This is a genomic window from Actinacidiphila yeochonensis CN732 (assembly GCF_000745345.1).
GTDB classification, from domain to species: domain Bacteria; phylum Actinomycetota; class Actinomycetes; order Streptomycetales; family Streptomycetaceae; genus Actinacidiphila; species Actinacidiphila yeochonensis.
The window spans coordinates 231,095-246,044 of sequence record NZ_JQNR01000004.1 but is presented as its reverse complement, the minus strand read 5'-3'; the positions used below and the strand labels follow the sequence as shown (position 1 = coordinate 246,044).

Genomic DNA, 14,950 nt, shown 5'->3' with positions numbered 1-14,950 from the left:
CGCCGCCGCTGCTGGTGATCGCGCACGGGTCGCGGGACGCGCGGCACGCGGCGACCGTCCGGGAGCTGTCGGCGGCGGCCGCGGCGGCCCGCCCCGGGCTGCGGGTGGAGGCCGCGTTCCTCGACCTGTGCGGCCCCGCGGTGCCGGAGGCGGTGGCGCGGCTGGCCGCCGACGGAGTGCGCGAGGCGGTGGCGCTGCCGCTGCTGCTGACCCGGGCCTTCCACGCCAGGACCGACGTCCCGGCCGCCCTGCGGCGCGCCGCCGCCGAGCAGCCGGGCGTGCGGCTGCGCCCCGCCGGTGTGCTCGGGCCGTCGCCGCTGCTGGTCGCCGCGCTGGAGCGGCGGCTGGCGGAGGCGGGGCTGCGCGAGGCCGACCGGGCCACCACGTCCGTCGTACTGGCCGCGGCCGGCTCCTCCGACCCGGCGGCGAACGCGGTGGTCGAGCGGGTGGCACGGGACTGGCGGCGGACGGCGGGCTGGGCCGAGGTGCTCGCCGCCCACGCCTCCGCGTCCGGCCCGCGTACCGAGGACGCGGTACGGGCGCTGCGGGCGCGCGGCGCCCGCCGGATCGCGGTGGCGCCCTACGTCGTCGCGCCCGGCTTCCTGCCCGACCGCATCGCCGCGGGCGCCCGCGCGGCCGGCGCCGACCTCCTCGCGCCGGTGCTGGGCGCGGCCCCCGAGCTGGCGGCGCTGCTGCTGCGCCGCTACGCCGAGGCGCTCGCCGCCGCCCCCGTCGGCGCCGGGTAGTGGCGCCGCAGGCCGGCGGCGAGGAGGCGGTCCAGGGCGCGGTCGGGCAGCAGCCGGGCCAGGCGGGTGAGCACGGCGCCGTCGCGGCCGACGGTGTAGCGGGTACGGGGCTTGCGGTGCGTCACGGCGTCGGCGATGACCTTGGCGGCCGTGTCGGCGGACAGGCCGCCCGTGTCGAAGGATCTCGCCTGCCCGACGACCGCCTGGAGCAGCTTGCCGTAGCGCTCGTTGAGCTCCGCCGACATCCGGCCGGCCAGTTCCTCGACGGCGGCGACGGCGTTCCCGGTGATCTCCGTGCGGACGCCGCCCGGCTCGATGACGACCACCTTCACGCCCAGCGGGGCCAGTTCCCGGCGGAGCGAGTCGCTGACCGCCTCCAGGGCGAACTTCGAGCCGGCGTAGGCACCGTAGGCCGGCAGGGCGACCTTCCCGCCGACCGAGCTGATGTTGACCACGCGGCCCCGGCTGTCCAGCAGCGCCGGCAGGAGCGCCTGGGTGACGGCGATGTGGCCGAAGAGGTTGACCTCGAACTGCCTCCGCCACTCGGGCAGCGGGAGCGCCTCGACCGGGGCGTTCACGGAGATGCCGGCGTTGTTGACGAGCGCGTGCAGGGCGCGGTGGTCGCCGCCGACCCGTGCGGCGAGCGCCGCGATCCGCTCGGGCTCGGTGATGTCGAGGAGGACGGGTTCGACGTGCTCCGCCCGGACGGCGTCGGCGTCCTTGTCGCGCCGCACCCCGGCCAGGACGTGGAACCCCCGGCCCGCGAGCTCCCGGGCGGTGGCCGCGCCCATGCCCGTGGAGGCCCCGGTCACGACGACGAGTTTCTGGGTTTCGGATGACGTTGTCACCTCAACGACACTAGCACCCGAGATGACAATGTCAACTCAATGAGGTGACAGCGTCAACTGTATGATGGGCGCCATGGTCAGCCGTGAGGAATCCGCAGCCGCGACCCGCCGCGCCCTCATCGACGCCGCCGCCGAACTCCTCGACCTCGGAGGGCTCGACGCGGTCACCCTGCGCGAGGTGGGGGCCCGCGCGGGCGTGTCGCGAGGGGCGCCGTACCGGCACTTCCCGGACAAGGACAGCCTGCTCACGGCCGTCGCGGCCGAAGGTTGGGAACGCTTCGGCCATCAGGTGCACACCCTGCGCACGGACCCGGGCACCTCCGCGGCCGAGAAGCTGCGCGGGGTGCTCCACGCGCTGATCGACGTCGGCCGCGGCCAGCCCCACCTCTACCAGATGATGTTCAGCACGCCCGCGGGCGACACGGCCGCGGCCGTCCAGGCTGCCGGGTACGCCCAGGACGAGTTCCTGGCGGTCGTCGCCGCCCTCGTCGGCGAGGAACAGGCCCGGCACTACGGAGCCCTGCTGCTCGCCAGCGCCCACGGCATGGCGGGCCTGGAACTCAGCCGCCACCTCACCGCCGACAAGTGGCACACCACCGCCGACGAACTCGTCACCACGCTGGTCCGGATGGTCGCCGACGCCGGCGTGGCGACGTCGGCCTGACCTCCGGAAGCCCCGCCGCCGCGAGGGCTCAGCGGCGCGGGAGCCCGGTCAGCACGGGAGCTCAGCGGCGCGGGAACCCCGCCGCCGCGAGGGCGCAGCGGCGCGGGAACCCGGGTGAGGGCTCAGCCCCGTGCGGGCCAGGTCAGCGGTGGCCGTCCTCGCCCCGGTTCCTGCGTTCCGCCCGTTCGCGCGCCCTGCGTTCGGCCCGTTCCTGGCGCCTCGCCGCGTCGGCCTCCAGCTCCGCCCGCCGGTCGTCCTCGGTGTCGTGCACGAGTTCGGCGACGGTGAAGTGCACCCCGTGGCCGTGCACCATCCTCTCGGTCACCAGCAGGAAGCCGTCGGCGGTGCGGAACATGCGCGTCCGCAGCCCCTTCGGGCGCCTCGCCAACTCCTCGCGGACCAGAACCTCCAGGCGCGCCAGCGCCTCCTCGCGCGTGCCGTCGACCTCCTCCAGCACGTCCATCGCGTAGTGGGGGGCTTGCCGCCCCCCGATGCCCAGCAGTCCCCACCGCGCCATCGCGCCCTCCCCCATCGCGCCCTCCCCCTTCACCGCCGGTCCCCTTCGGGACGGGACGGCCCGTACGACGGCCGGCCCCGCGCCAACCGTAGGCGTGCACGGGATGGCGCGGGGCCGGGAAGGCCGCGAGGAGCCGACGGGGGCCGACGGGGGCCGCTCGGAGCGAGGTCAGACGGAGGTGAGCTCGCCCTCCTCCCGGAGGCTCGCCTCCAGCTTCTCGCCCTCGATGTCGGGGTCGGGGACGTGCTTTCCGTACCACCGCGGGTGGTACCAGATCTTCTCGCCGACGATGGCCATCAGGGCGGGCACCAGTGTCAGGCGCACGACGAAGGCGTCGATCAGCACGCCGATGGAGAAGCTGAAGCCGATGGACTTGATGATCGGGTCGGAGGTGAACAGGAAGGAGGCGAAGACGGCGGCCATGATGAGCGCCGCCGCGCTGACCACGCGGGCCGACTGCCCGGTGCCGAGGACCACCGCGCGGCGGGCGTCACCGTGCTTGGTGAAGTGCTCCTTGATCCGGGAGACGACGAAGACCTCGTAGTCGCTGGACAGCCCGAAGACGATCGCGAGCAGGATGATCGGCAGGAAGCTGAGCGTCTGGCTCTTGTCGACGCCGAGCACGTTCCCCAGCCAGCCCCACTGGAAGACGGCGACCTCCGCGCCGAAGGACGCGCCGACCGACAGCAGGAAGCCGACGATCGACTTGAGCGGCACCAGGATGGTCCGGAACGCGAAGGTCAGCAGGATGAAGGCCAGGCCGACGACGGTGACCAGGAAGACGGGCAGCGCGCTGCCGAGCTTGCTGGAGACGTCGATGTTGGTCGCGGTGGCGCCGCCGACGAGCAGGTGCGTGCCGGTGTCCGCCTCGATGGCCGTCCGGTCGTCGCGGATGCGGTGGACGAGGTCGGTGGTGGCCTGGTCGTTGGGGCCCGTGGTGGGGACCACGCTGATCAGCGCGATGCCGTGGGTGACGGTGCTGACCTTCGCCGAGGCCACGCCGGGCACCTTGGCCAGGGCGGCCGCGTCCTGCTGGGCCTGGGCGGGCTTCGTGACGTTCTCGGCGACCACGGCGAGGCTGCCGTTGTAGCCGGCGCCGAGGTGCTCGGTCGTCAGGTCGTAGGCGCGGCGGGAGGTGTCGCTCGCCGGCCGGGAGCTGGCGCCGGGCAGGCCGAGGTTCATGGACGCGGCCGGTATGGCCAGCACGCCCAGCGCGATGACCCCGGCCACCAGGACGGGCACCCGGCGGCGGGCCACCCACGCGGCCCAGCGGGTGCCGGCCAGCTTCTCCGGGTGGTCGGCGGCGGTGCGGGTCGCCGGCAGCGCCCGGCGCAGGATCGGCAGCCGCGAGAAGCGGGCGGCGCGGTGGCCGGCGAAGCCGAGGGCGGCCGGCAGCAGCGTCAGCGCGATCAGCAGCGCCACCAGCACCGATCCGGCGGCGGCCAGGCCCATGGTGGTCAGGAACGGAATCCCGACCACGGCCAGCCCGCACAGCGCGATCACGACGGACAGCGCGGCGAAGACCACCGAACTGCCCGCCGTACCTGCCGCCCGTCCGGCCGCCTCGCGGGGCGTGAGGCCGGCCAGCAGGTGGGTGCGGTAGCGGGAGAGGATGAAGAGGGCGTAGTCGATGCCGCAGGAGATACCCAGCATGGCGCCGACCGAGGTGGCGGCGGAGGCGATGTCGGTGACGGCGGCGAGGGCGGTCATGCCCATCATCGAGATGATCACGCCGAACAGGGCCGTGACGATGGGCAGCCCGCCGGCCACCAGCGATCCGAAGGTGAGCACCAGGATGACCAGCGCCACCACCACGCCGACGAGCTCAGGGCTGGCCGCGCTGGTGGCCTGCGGATAGACCGTGCCGCTGAACTCGACCTCGACGCCGGCCGAGTGGGCCGCCGCCACGGTCGGCTCCAGCTTGTCGACGGTGGCGGACTTCACCTCGGGGGCCGGCACCGTGTAGTAGACGGTCGCCAGCGCGATCCGCTTGTCCGGCGAGACGGCCTTGGACTGGTAGGGGTTGGCTACCGCGGCGACCTGGGGGAGGTGGCTCAGGCGCGTGACGGCCTGGTCGACGGCCGCCTTGTAGTGGGCGGCGGTGATGTCGGAGCCGGCCGCGAACACCACCTGGGTCGAGCCGCCGGACGCGGCCGGCAGCTTCTTCTCCAGCACCGACGTCACGTGCTGGGACTCCGTCCCGGGCACCGTGAAGGTGTCACTGGTCTTGCCGCCGGACGCCTTGGCGATGCCGATGACGGCGACGACCAGCAGCAGCCAGACGGCCAGGACCCGCTTGCGCCGGTGGAAGCACCAGCGCGCAAGTCGGTACAGGTGAGTCGACACAGGTCTCCTCGGCTCTCGCGGGATTCCGCCCCCGGTGGCGGTCGGCGACACACCCGTCCCCCGTTACCGACTCTTACCTCACCACCGTAGGCGTACTTGCAGTCCACTGCAAAAATGCATCCCGTGTTAGCATCGTCACATGGACGCGACCGCCGCCGGCAGCCCGGCCGCCACTCCTCCCGCCCAGCGCCAGGGCCTGCGGGAGCGCTCGAAGGCGAAGAGGTACACGCTGATCCAGCACACGGCCATGCGGCTGTTCGCCGAACGCGGGTACGACAACACGACCATCGCCGACATCGCCGAGGCTGCGGAGGTCGCCCCCCGCACCGTCTCCGGCTACTTCCCGACCAAGCTCGACATCGCCACGTCCTTCGCGGACTCCCTCGCCGCCCGGCTCACCGCGACCTTCACCGCGGAGCCGCAGGGCGACCTGATGGCGGTCCTCGACTCCTGGCTCACCCGTGAACGGGAGCTGGCCGACCCCGAGCTGTTCGCGCTCGCCGACGCCATGTACCAGGCCAACCCGGAGCTCAAGGCCATCAGCGGCGCCCATGTGGCCGAGGCGGCCGAGCTGGCCAGGACCGCCATCGCCGAGCACGTCGGACTCCCCGAGGACCACCCCATGCTGGCCGTCGGCAAAGCGGCCTTCGGCGCCGCCCTCACCGCCTACGTCAGCGCCCTGCCCCACCACCTCGGCCCGGACGAGGACTTCCACCGCTCCGTCATGCTCTTCCTCGGCGCCGTCCTCGACGCCGCCCGGCACGCCGCCGACAGCGCGGAGCCGGCCGCCCCGTAGCGCCCGACGACCCGCCGGCGCTTCCGTTTCCGGCCGGGGGCGGGACCGACCGGCGTGGACGCGGGCTTTCCGCCCTTCCGGGTTCGTAGGGTGGAGTGGTCCGCAGCCGTACGAGGGAAGGGTGCAGCGTGGCCGAAGAGCTGTACGCGACGTTGAAGACGAACCGGGGCGACATCGTGGTGCGGCTGCTGCCGAACCACGCCCCGAAGACCGTGAAGAACTTCGTGGAGCTCGCCCAGGGCGAACGCGAGTGGACCGATCCGAACACGGGCCAGAAGACCACGCGGCGGCTGTACGACGGCACCATCTTCCACCGCGTGATCGAGGGCTTCATGATCCAGGGCGGCGACCCGCTCGGCAACGGCTCCGGCGGCCCGGGCTACACCTTCCCCGACGAGTTCCACCCGGACCTCGCCTTCACCAAGCCGTACCTGCTGGCCATGGCCAACGCGGGCCCCGGCACGAACGGTTCGCAGTTCTTCGTCACGGTCTCCCCGACCACGTGGCTGACCGGGAAGCACACCATCTTCGGCGAGGTCGCCGACGAGTCGGGGAAGAAGGTCGTGGACGCCATCGCCACCACCGACACCAACCCCCGCAACGACCGCCCGGTCAACGACGTCGTCATCGAGTCCGTCGAGATCCAGACCCGCTGACCCACTGACGCGCTGACGCACTGATCCACTGAACCGCTAAACCGCTGAACCGCTCCGCCATGACCGAGAAACCGACCGACCGACCGCGCCTGGACGGGCTCGGGCATCCTCCACGCTCCCCGACTCCCGGGCCGACGCGGATACAGTGGCCCTGGGCCTGGTTGGGCCCCGGACACACCACCGGCACAGCCCTCGGAGCGGAAGCCCGACCACGAAGCACGTAAACGAAAACCGGCACCCTCGCTGACATCACCGCAGGTCACGAAGTGTCGTCCCCGCACCCGCGGGGGTGGTCCGGCGCCGGCCGACGCCATCGCGACCGCCGGTCCGTCGTCCCCGCACCCGCGGGGGTGGTCCCCTCTGTGTGCCCCGTGTATCGCCTCTCGCGCCGTCGTCCCCGCACCCGCGGGGGTGGTCCGTATTCGCCACACACGCACGCAGAGGCCATGGAGTCGTCCCCGCACCCGCGGGGGTGGTCCGTGTGCGCACTACGGTCCCGCTTTCGGGATCTGGTCGTCCCCGCACCCGCGGGGGTGGTCCGCTGACCGAGGAGACCGGCGAAGTCGCGCAGGCGTCGTCCCCGCACCCGCGGGGGTGGTCCCTGAACGCGTCTGACGGCTGCCTCCCCCGCCCGGTCGTCCCCGCACCCGCGGGGGTGGTCCCTTGTCCGCCTCGATGGCGGTGTCCCGCGCGGTGTCGTCCCCGCACCCGCGGGGGTGGTCCGACCCCTACGTCTGACCCTCGGGTCTTACTCACGTCGTCCCCGCACCCGCGGGGGTGGTCCGGCCGCAAAGGCCCTTGGCGGGGACGGCGGAGGGTCGTCCCCGCACCCGCGGGGGTGGTCCGGCCGCGTTGGGCCTGACGGCCGGGGACGTGATGTCGTCCCCGCACCCGCGGGGGTGATCCGGCGCGGAGGACTGATGGGCGGCATGGAGATGGGTCGTCCCCGCACCCGCGGGGGTGGTCCCCCTCGGCTGTCGTCCTCGCGCTCCAGGTCGTCGTCGTCCCCGCACCCGCGGGGGTGGTCCCTGAACGCGTCTGACGGCTGCCTCCCCCGCCCGGTCGTCCCCGCACCCGCGGGGGTGGTCCCTTGTCCGCCTCGATGGCGGTGTCCCGCGCGGTGTCGTCCCCGCACCCGCGGGGGTGGTCCGCCACGCCGACGTCAGCTTGGCCGCGTTCGCAGGTCGTCCCCGCACCCGCGGGGGTGGTCCGCTGGTCCCGTCCGCGTTTTCGAAGTACGGGACGTCGTCCCCGCACCCGCGGGGGTGGTCCTCCGTCCCGCGTACGCCAACTTGCCGGGCGGAGGCGGAACTCCGGATGCTCGACACCCGGGACGGACCCGGGAGCGTCAAGGAGTACACCGACAACCTGCTCAGCCTGGCGGAGGTGGTCCTCAGTGGCCCCCGGCACTTCTTCCGGACGTGCTCGGCCTCCGAACTCGGCCGCTTCATGACCAGCTCAAGGAGGGTTCCAGCACCATGACGGACACCACCACCGGCCGCGTCCACCACCTGAACCTGTACCGCAAATACTTCGAGCTGGTCACGGCCGGCAGTAAGACGACGGAGGTACGTGTGAAGTACCCGCACCTCGCCGACCTCCGGCCCGGTGACCAGATCCGCTTCCACATCAAGGACACCGACGAGACCTGCGTCGTGAAGATCCAACGGGTCAGCGAATACACCGACTTCGAGACCCTGCTCGACCGCGAAGGCGCGGCCACCGTGAACCCGACCGCGTCGCGGGAGGAGCAGCTCGCCGACATCCGGGCCATCTACCCGCCCGCGAAAGAGGCCCTGGGCGTGCTCGCCATCAACATCGAGCTGGTCGACGGCTGAGGTCCCGCACGCGCATGGAGTGTCCGGCCCCAAGTCCTCACGGCCTGGACCAGTCGGCCAGGCCAAGCGGGCCGCGTCGTCCCCGCACCCGCCCGGGTGGTCCGTCGGCGGGCATGGCGTTCCAGGGCCGTTTGCGCAGGTCACGGGGGTGCTGGTGGCGCGCGGGGAGGGTGGGGTTGTCCCTACCCCACGGGTGGGGGCGGCCCGCGCGGAAGTGACCGGTTGGCCGGATGGGGGTGGGAGGCGGGCGTCCGTAGCGTCGGGGACGACAGGGAACGGCTGCGTGAGGCGGCCGGGTCCACGACGATCCGCAAGGGGGACCGACCGTGAGTCGCGCTCGCGCACACGGCACCAGAATGGGCATCGCCGCAGCCATGGGCGGCTGGAGCGCACGGCACCGCTGGGCGGCCGTGGGTGGATGGCTGCTCTTCGTCGTCCTGGTCGTGGTGGCCGGGCAGGCAGCCGGCCGGCACGACATCGACGAGGCCAAGGGGACGCCGGGAGAGGTGACGCAGGCCGCCACCATCCTGGACGACGCGGGGCTGAAGGACCCGGCCTCCGAGATGGTCCTCGTCCAGACGGCGAAGGGCACCGTGACCGACCCGGGCGTGCGTTCCGCCGTCGGCGACGTCGTCACCGCCGTCCGCGCCACCGGCCAGGCCACGGCGATCCGCTCGCCCTACGACAGCGGCGCCGTCTCGGCCGACCACCGCTCCGCCCTGGTGCGGTTCGACATGCGCGGCGCGGCCGACGACGCGGGCGACCGCGTCAGCCCCGTCCTGGACGCGGTGGCGAAGGTGCGGGACGCCCACCCCGGGTTGAAGATCGAGGAGTTCGGCGACGCCAGTGGCGCGCACGCCTCGGACAACGCCTTCGGCAGCGACTTCAAGACCGCGGAGTTCTCCGCCGTGCCGGTGGCGCTGGCGATCCTGCTGGTGGCGTTCGGCGCCCTCGTGGCCGCGCTGCTGCCGGTGGTGCTGGCGATGACCGCGTTCGTGGCCGCCTCGGGGGTGGTGGCGCTGGTCAGCCGGCTGGTGCCGATGAGCGACGACGCCAACTCCGTGATGCTGCTGGTGGGTCTGGCCGTCGGTGTCGACTACTGCCTGTTCTACCTGCGCCGGGAGCGGGAGGAGCGGGCGGCCGGCCATGACCCGGAGACCGCGTTGCGGATCGCCTCGGCGACCTCGGGCCGGTCCATCCTGATCTCCGGTATCACCGTCATCGTGGCCATGGCCGCGATGCTCTTCACCGGCATCGGCGACTTCAAGGCGATGGGCGTCTCCACCATGATCGTGGTGGCCATCGCGATGTTCGGCTCCGTCACCGTGCTGCCGGCACTGCTGTCGCTGCTGGGCGAGCGGGTCGAGAAGGGCCGGCTGCCGCTGGCCGCGCGGCGGGCCCGGCGGCGGGCCGAGCGGGCCGCCCGTACCGGCCGGTCCAGGCAGCGCCAGGAGGGCAGCCGGGTGTGGCGGGCGGTGCTGCGCCCGGTGCTGGCCCGGCCGCTGGCCTCGGTGGTGCTGGCCGGCGGCGTGCTGGCCGCCCTCGCCGTCCCGGCGTTCTCGATGCACACCGCGAACCTCTCCCTGGACCAGGAGTTGGGCACGAAGCTGCCGGTCATCAGGGCTTACGAGGACATCAGCCGGGCCTTCCCGGGCGGCCCGCAGCCTGCCGAGGTGGTGGTGAAGGCCGACGCGATCACGTCGCCGTCGGTGAGCCAGGCGATCAAGGAGTTCGACGCCCGGGCGGTCTCCTCCGGCGCCTCGAAGGGCCCGGTGACGGTGACGGTGCACGCCGCGCAGAACGTGGCCCGGATCGACGTGCCGCTGGCCGGCGGCTCCGACCACGCCAAGGCCGAGGCCGACCTGCGGCTGCTGCGCGACGAGGTGCGGCCCGCCACCCTGGGCGCCGTCCCCGGCCTGAGCGCTCCGATCAGCGGCGACACAGCCGAGTCCATGGACTTCGCGCACAAGATCAGCTCCAGCGTCGTACCGGTGTTCGCCTTCGTGACGGTCTTCGCCTTCCTGCTGATGCTGCTGTCGTTCCGGTCGCCGGCCATCGCCCTCACCTCGGTCGTCTTGAACCTGCTGTCGGTGGGAGCTGCCTACGGGGTGCTGACACTGGTCTTCCAGCACGGCTTCGGCGCCTCGCTGGTGGGTGCGACCGGAACGGGCGCGGTGGAGGCCTGGCTGCCGCTCTTCCTCTTCGTGATCCTCTTCGGGCTGAGCATGGACTACCACGTGTTCGTGGTCTCCCGAATCCGTGAGGCCCGCATGCGGGGGCTGTCCACCCGGGCCGCGATCCAACAGGGTGTCACCACGACCGCGGGCGTCGTCACCAGCGCGGCGGTGATCATGGTGGCGGTCTTCGCGATCTTCGGAACGCTGTCGATGCAGAGCATGAAGCAGATGGGCATGGGGCTCGCCTTCGCGGTGCTGATCGACGCCACGCTGATCCGCGGGGTGCTGCTGCCGGCGGTGATGGCCCTGCTGGGCGAGCGGAACTGGCACCTGCCGCACTGGATGCGCCGGCTGCCGGACCTCTCGGAGCAGACCACGATGCTGCCCCCGGCACCGGCTGCCGACCCCCTCGCGGACGGCTCGCTCGGCCCCGTGGGCCCGGGCCGGCCGGGGCACCCGGCGGGGCAGGTGCCGGACCGGGTCTGAGGTCCGGGGCAGGTGCCGGGGCCGGGCGCAGAGCGGGGACGGAGGCGGGGACCCGGACCGGGACCGGGCAGGCTCAGGGGACTCGCCTCCTCAACGCCGAAGGCCCGCGCCGTGCCCCGCGCCGAAAGCCCGCTCGGAACCGGTGCCGGAACCCGCCCCGGCCAGGCCCTCCACGGCCCGCTCATGACACGGCAGCGCCCCGCGCCTTCTGGTGCGAGGGCGCTGTCAGTCCCCCCGAGTACGGTGGGCGCCATGAGTGCGAAGATGCACAAAAGCGGCGAAACGGCGTGCGTCGAGTCCATGCACGCCCATGCACCTGGAGCGGGCGGGCGGCCCGGCGCGCCGAGGCCACGACGGAAGCCCGACGGCGGCGCCGGCACCCGCACCCCCGGCACCGCCACCGCCACCGCCACCGCCACCGCCACCGCCACCAACGCCAAACCCCGTGACCCCGAACCCGACTCCACCCCCGCACCCAACTCCGGCTCCGGCTCCGGCTCTGCGGGTATCGAGCAGCACCTCGAAGCGCATCGGACCGAACTGACCGGCTATTGCCACCGGATGCTCGGCTCGGTCTTCGAGGCCGAGGACGCCGTGCAGGAGACCATGGTGCGCGCCTGGCGGGCCGCCGAGGGCTTCGAGGGCCGCTCCTCGCTGCGCTCGTGGCTCTACCGGATCGCCACCAACGTCTGCCTGGACAGCCTGAGCGCGGGGCGCCGCCGGGCCCGTCCTATGGACCTCTCCCCCGCCTCCGGGGCCGATGCCGTCCTGCCGGGGCGCCCCGCGGACGACGGGTGGGCCGGGCGGGTGGAGCCGCTGCCGGACGAACGCGGGCCGGAGTCGGGCGGCGACCCGGCGGACGTGGTGGTCGCGCGCGAGTCGATCCGCCTGGCCTTCGTCGCCGCCCTCCAGCACCTGCCGCCGAAGCAGCGGGCGGTGCTGATCCTGCGTGAGGTGCTGGCCTGGCGGGCCGCGGAGACGGCGAAGCTGCTGGGCACCACCGTCCCCTCGGTCAACAGCGCGCTCCAGCGGGCCCGGGCCACGCTGGCCGCGTCCGGCGCGGCCGCCGGCACCCGGCAGGGGTCCCCGACCGCGGCCGCCGCCGGGCTGGACGAAGGGCGGCAGGCGCTGCTGGACCGCTACGTCGACGCGTTCGAGCGGTACGACCTCGACCTGCTGACCAGCCTGCTCCACGAGGACGCCACGCTGGCCGTGCCGCCCCGCGCGCGGTGGTCGCGCGGCCGGGAGCGGATACGGGGCCGGCGGGAGGCGTCGGCGGCCGGCGCGCGCGGCCGGCGCCCGTCCCCGCGCGCGGCGGGCCCGGTGTCGCCCAGCCCCGCCGCGTACGAGGGCGGGCGAGCAGCCCCTGGCCCGGCGGTCCCGCCCCGCCCGCGACGACGGTTCGGGGACGCCGACTCGGCTGCACCGCCCAGCTGTATCCGGGGGCACCTCGCGGCGTCGCTCCGACCCCCCGGCGCCCGCGCGACCGCCCGCCCGACCCGACGTCCAGAAGTTCGACGTTCGCGGGCCCGGCGTCCAACGGACCCGGCGTGCCTGGAGCGTCCGGCGAGTCCCGAGCATCCGGCGGCAGCAGGAACAGAACTGACGTCTCATCATGGCGGGTTCTCCTCAACGGCCGCAGCCCGCCACGGTGCGGCGCGCACCACTTCGCACCAGTCCGTGATAGGACGCGTGCGAGAGTCGCGGGCCGTCACCCGCGAAGGTGCGTGTTCACGGCGTGTTTCGGCGGTTTGCCGGGGAAGCTGGGGGGATGACGTGGCCCTCGGGTGGGATTATGGGGCCAGTCCGCGCGCGCATCCGGTGCCGGGCGCATATGCGGCGACGCGGGTGGAAAGGCGGACCACGGCGACAGAGGATGGTGGCGGGACAGCAGCACGCGGCAGCGCACGGCGGCGGGTCGGCAGCGGATCGCGGCCGACGGCCACGGACGTACGGTGGTTCGGGCCGCCCGTACGGACAGGCCCGCCCGCGTGTCGCGACGGGCGGCAGATGCGGGCCGGCGCGGGCGGCGCCTGACGACGACCGCGGCTCGGGCGGCGCACGACCGCGTGCCGCGCGAGAACGGGCGGCGCGAGAACGGGCGGTGCGGCGGACGGGCGCCGCGAGCAGGGCAGAGCAGGGCGGGAAACGACGGCACCCGACGGCGTACGACACGGTGTGCGCCGGGCGTGGGCCGCGAGGCGGGGAGAGGCGAGAGGCGGGTATGGCGGACGCGGTGTTCACGCAGGAGCGTGCGCGGGAGGTGCTGGACGCGGCCGGCCACCCGGAGGCGGATCTGCTCTCCTTCGGGGAGAACGCGGTCTTCGGCGCCGGGCGGCTGGTGATCAAGGTGGGCCGGGGCGCGCACCTGCTGGACCGGGCGCGCCGGGAGGTGCGGACCGCCGACTGGCTGGCCAAGCACGACGTGCCGGCGGTGCGTTCGGCGGAGTCCGAGGTGCGGCTGGTCGAGGGGCACCCGATCACCTACTGGCAGCGGTTGCCGGAGTCGCTGCGGCCCGCGGTGACGGTGGACGCGGCACCGCTGCTGAAGCTGGTGCACGCGCTGCCGGAACCGGACTTCGGGCTGCCGCCCCGGGACCTGCTGGGCGGCGTCGAGCGGTGGCTGCGGGCGGGCGGCGAGGCCGTCGACCCGGCCGACGCCGCCTATCTGCGGCAGCGCCGGGACGAGTTCGCGCGAGCCTCGGCCTCCCTCACGCCCCACCTGCCGCGCGGACCGATCCACGGCGACGCCCTGCCGCGCAACATCCACATCGGACCGGACGGCCCGGTCCTGGTGGACCTGGAGACGTTCTCCTCCGACCTGCGCGAGCACGACCTCGTCGTCCAGGTGCTGAGCCGGGACCGCTACGGGGTGCCCGCCTCCGAGTACGAGACCTTCGCCGAGGCGTACGGCTGGGACGTCACCGGCTGGGACGGCTACGAGGCGCTGCGCGGCGCCCGGGAGACCGCCGGCTGCGCCTGGGTGGCGCAGCACGCCCGCGCGAACCCGGCGGCCCGCACGGAGTTCCGCCGCCGGGTGGCCTCCCTACGGGCGGACGACACCTCGGTCCGCTGGTACTCCTTCTGACGCCCCGTCACTGCACATCACCCCCGCACTCCCGTCGGTGTACCGGGACGGACGGCGACGACAGCCCCGCGCGGCCGGGGCGGGCAGGGTCAGCGGGCAGGAGCAGCGGGCACGGCGAGCGAAAAGCGGAGCACGCACAAGGGAGTTGAATGTCGAATAATTGATCGCGGCAGCTCCCACCGTTCGGCGGCGGCCGACGCTTCGAGATGAACGCCCCCGCAACTCGCAGTAGAGTGAAGCCAAGGCGCGCGGCCGACGTACAACGCGACCGCCGTACAAAGAGAAACTCGCCGACGTACGAAGAGAAACTCAAGGCATTCCGACAAGCCCGCTTCGGCCGGCTCCGGAAGGCGGGGCCGCCAGGATCGGACGCGATCGCCCGGAAGATCTGTTGTCCATGGCTGTGCATCTCGCGATTCAGCCCTTCGCCGATTTCTTCGGCTCTCTGCACACCGCCGACTTCGAGGAGTTCCGCGCGCGCCCGGGAGCCGTGGTGGACGACCCGGATTCCTTCGAGGAAATGCGGCGCTACCTTGTCGAGCGCTATGCGGGCGTCGAATCCGTGTACTCGTTCGTCGAGTCCGGTGGTGAAGTGGTCGACTGCGTTCCCGCCGAGCAGCAGTCCTACCTGAGGAGGACGGGCCGCGCGCTGTCGCCGCCGCCCGAGCCGCTCACCGGGGAACCGCACTCGGAGGGACGCCGCGGGCCCCCCGAATTCGCGTCCCCGCCGCCACGAACTCCGCCGACCTGACGACCGAGTACGTACTGAACTGCGACGAGCGGGACGC

General features: G+C 73.5%; 13 protein-coding genes and 1 CRISPR repeat array. Of the genes, 10 read left to right on the top strand and 3 right to left on the bottom strand.

Annotated elements, in window-relative coordinates:
- Window positions 1-8 precede the first annotated feature (8 nt).
- A complete protein-coding gene (locus BS72_RS07945) occupies window positions 9-746 on the top strand; it encodes a sirohydrochlorin chelatase (protein ID WP_037909490.1) in 738 nt (245 codons plus the stop codon).
- On the opposite strand, the gene BS72_RS07940 is transcribed toward BS72_RS07945, so the two are convergent.
- Window positions 704-1,594: an SDR family oxidoreductase gene (locus BS72_RS07940; RefSeq protein WP_078901140.1), complete on the bottom strand. Its 891-nt coding sequence runs from the start codon at window positions 1,592-1,594 to the stop codon at window positions 704-706. The genes BS72_RS07945 and BS72_RS07940 overlap by 43 nt on opposite strands.
- A gap of 73 nt (window positions 1,595-1,667) precedes the next feature.
- On the opposite strand from BS72_RS07940, the gene BS72_RS07935 reads away from it, so the two are divergent.
- On the top strand, window positions 1,668-2,258 hold the full coding sequence (locus BS72_RS07935; RefSeq protein WP_037909488.1) for a TetR/AcrR family transcriptional regulator: 591 nt from the start codon (window positions 1,668-1,670) through the stop codon (window positions 2,256-2,258).
- A 142-nt stretch (window positions 2,259-2,400) separates the two neighbouring features.
- On the opposite strand, the gene BS72_RS07930 is transcribed toward BS72_RS07935, so the two are convergent.
- On the bottom strand, window positions 2,401-2,808 hold the full coding sequence (locus BS72_RS07930) for a hypothetical protein (protein ID WP_157856176.1): 408 nt from the start codon (window positions 2,806-2,808) through the stop codon (window positions 2,401-2,403).
- A 135-nt stretch (window positions 2,809-2,943) separates the two neighbouring features.
- Entirely contained in the window at window positions 2,944-5,121 is a 2,178-nt protein-coding gene (locus BS72_RS07925) for an MMPL family transporter (RefSeq protein WP_037908275.1), read from the bottom strand.
- 139 nt (window positions 5,122-5,260) lie between these two features.
- Between BS72_RS07925 and BS72_RS32075 the strand changes: the two genes are divergently transcribed.
- The 8 genes from BS72_RS32075 to BS72_RS37885 all read left to right on the top strand — a co-directional run bounded on the left by BS72_RS32075 (window position 5,261) and on the right by BS72_RS37885 (window position 14,913).
- Complete coding sequence (locus BS72_RS32075; RefSeq protein WP_107498707.1) at window positions 5,261-5,917, top strand: TetR/AcrR family transcriptional regulator; 657 nt, start codon at window positions 5,261-5,263, stop codon at window positions 5,915-5,917.
- 128 nt (window positions 5,918-6,045) lie between these two features.
- Complete coding sequence (locus BS72_RS07915) at window positions 6,046-6,573, top strand: peptidylprolyl isomerase (protein ID WP_037908273.1); 528 nt, start codon at window positions 6,046-6,048, stop codon at window positions 6,571-6,573.
- Window positions 6,574-6,841: 268 nt separating this feature from the next.
- Window positions 6,842-7,845: a CRISPR direct-repeat array (repeat unit 28 nt; unit sequence GTCGTCCCCGCACCCGCGGGGGTGGTCC).
- Between the two features lie 45 nt (window positions 7,846-7,890).
- Complete coding sequence (locus BS72_RS36365) at window positions 7,891-8,055, top strand: hypothetical protein (RefSeq protein ID WP_157856175.1); 165 nt, start codon at window positions 7,891-7,893, stop codon at window positions 8,053-8,055.
- Window positions 8,052-8,411, top strand: coding sequence for an ASCH domain-containing protein (locus tag BS72_RS07910; protein WP_037908270.1), 360 nt, complete (start codon window positions 8,052-8,054; stop codon window positions 8,409-8,411). Before BS72_RS36365 ends, BS72_RS07910 begins: the two co-directional genes overlap by 4 nt.
- A gap of 356 nt (window positions 8,412-8,767) precedes the next feature.
- Window positions 8,768-11,074, top strand: a complete 2,307-nt coding sequence (locus tag BS72_RS07905) for an MMPL family transporter (RefSeq protein WP_051950802.1) — start codon at window positions 8,768-8,770, stop codon at window positions 11,072-11,074.
- 252 nt (window positions 11,075-11,326) lie between these two features.
- The gene (locus tag BS72_RS32070) at window positions 11,327-13,111 is read left to right on the top strand and encodes an RNA polymerase subunit sigma-70 (RefSeq protein WP_407638944.1); all 1,785 of its coding nucleotides are present in this window, start codon (window positions 11,327-11,329) and stop codon (window positions 13,109-13,111) included.
- Between the two features lie 187 nt (window positions 13,112-13,298).
- The gene (locus BS72_RS07895; RefSeq protein ID WP_037908268.1) at window positions 13,299-14,162 is read left to right on the top strand and encodes an aminoglycoside phosphotransferase family protein; all 864 of its coding nucleotides are present in this window, start codon (window positions 13,299-13,301) and stop codon (window positions 14,160-14,162) included.
- A 397-nt stretch (window positions 14,163-14,559) separates the two neighbouring features.
- Window positions 14,560-14,913, top strand: a complete 354-nt coding sequence (locus tag BS72_RS37885) for a hypothetical protein (RefSeq protein ID WP_037908266.1) — start codon at window positions 14,560-14,562, stop codon at window positions 14,911-14,913.
- Window positions 14,914-14,950: the final 37 nt, after the last annotated feature.

Bases quoted from the DNA above. Each gene is read 5' to 3' on its own strand.
- BS72_RS07935 (WP_037909488.1), top strand. From the start codon at position 1,668: ATGGTCAGCCGTGAGGAATCCGCAGCCGCGACCCGCCGCGCCCTCATC.
- BS72_RS32075 (WP_107498707.1), top strand. From the start codon at position 5,261: ATGGACGCGACCGCCGCCGGCAGCCCGGCCGCCACTCCTCCCGCCCAG.
- BS72_RS36365 (WP_157856175.1), top strand. From the start codon at position 7,891: ATGCTCGACACCCGGGACGGACCCGGGAGCGTCAAGGAGTACACCGAC.
- BS72_RS07910 (WP_037908270.1), top strand. From the start codon at position 8,052: ATGACGGACACCACCACCGGCCGCGTCCACCACCTGAACCTGTACCGC.
- BS72_RS07905 (WP_051950802.1), top strand. From the start codon at position 8,768: ATGGGCATCGCCGCAGCCATGGGCGGCTGGAGCGCACGGCACCGCTGG.
- BS72_RS32070 (WP_407638944.1), top strand. From the start codon at position 11,327: ATGAGTGCGAAGATGCACAAAAGCGGCGAAACGGCGTGCGTCGAGTCC.
- BS72_RS07895 (WP_037908268.1), top strand. From the start codon at position 13,299: ATGGCGGACGCGGTGTTCACGCAGGAGCGTGCGCGGGAGGTGCTGGAC.
- BS72_RS37885 (WP_037908266.1), top strand. From the start codon at position 14,560: ATGGCTGTGCATCTCGCGATTCAGCCCTTCGCCGATTTCTTCGGCTCT.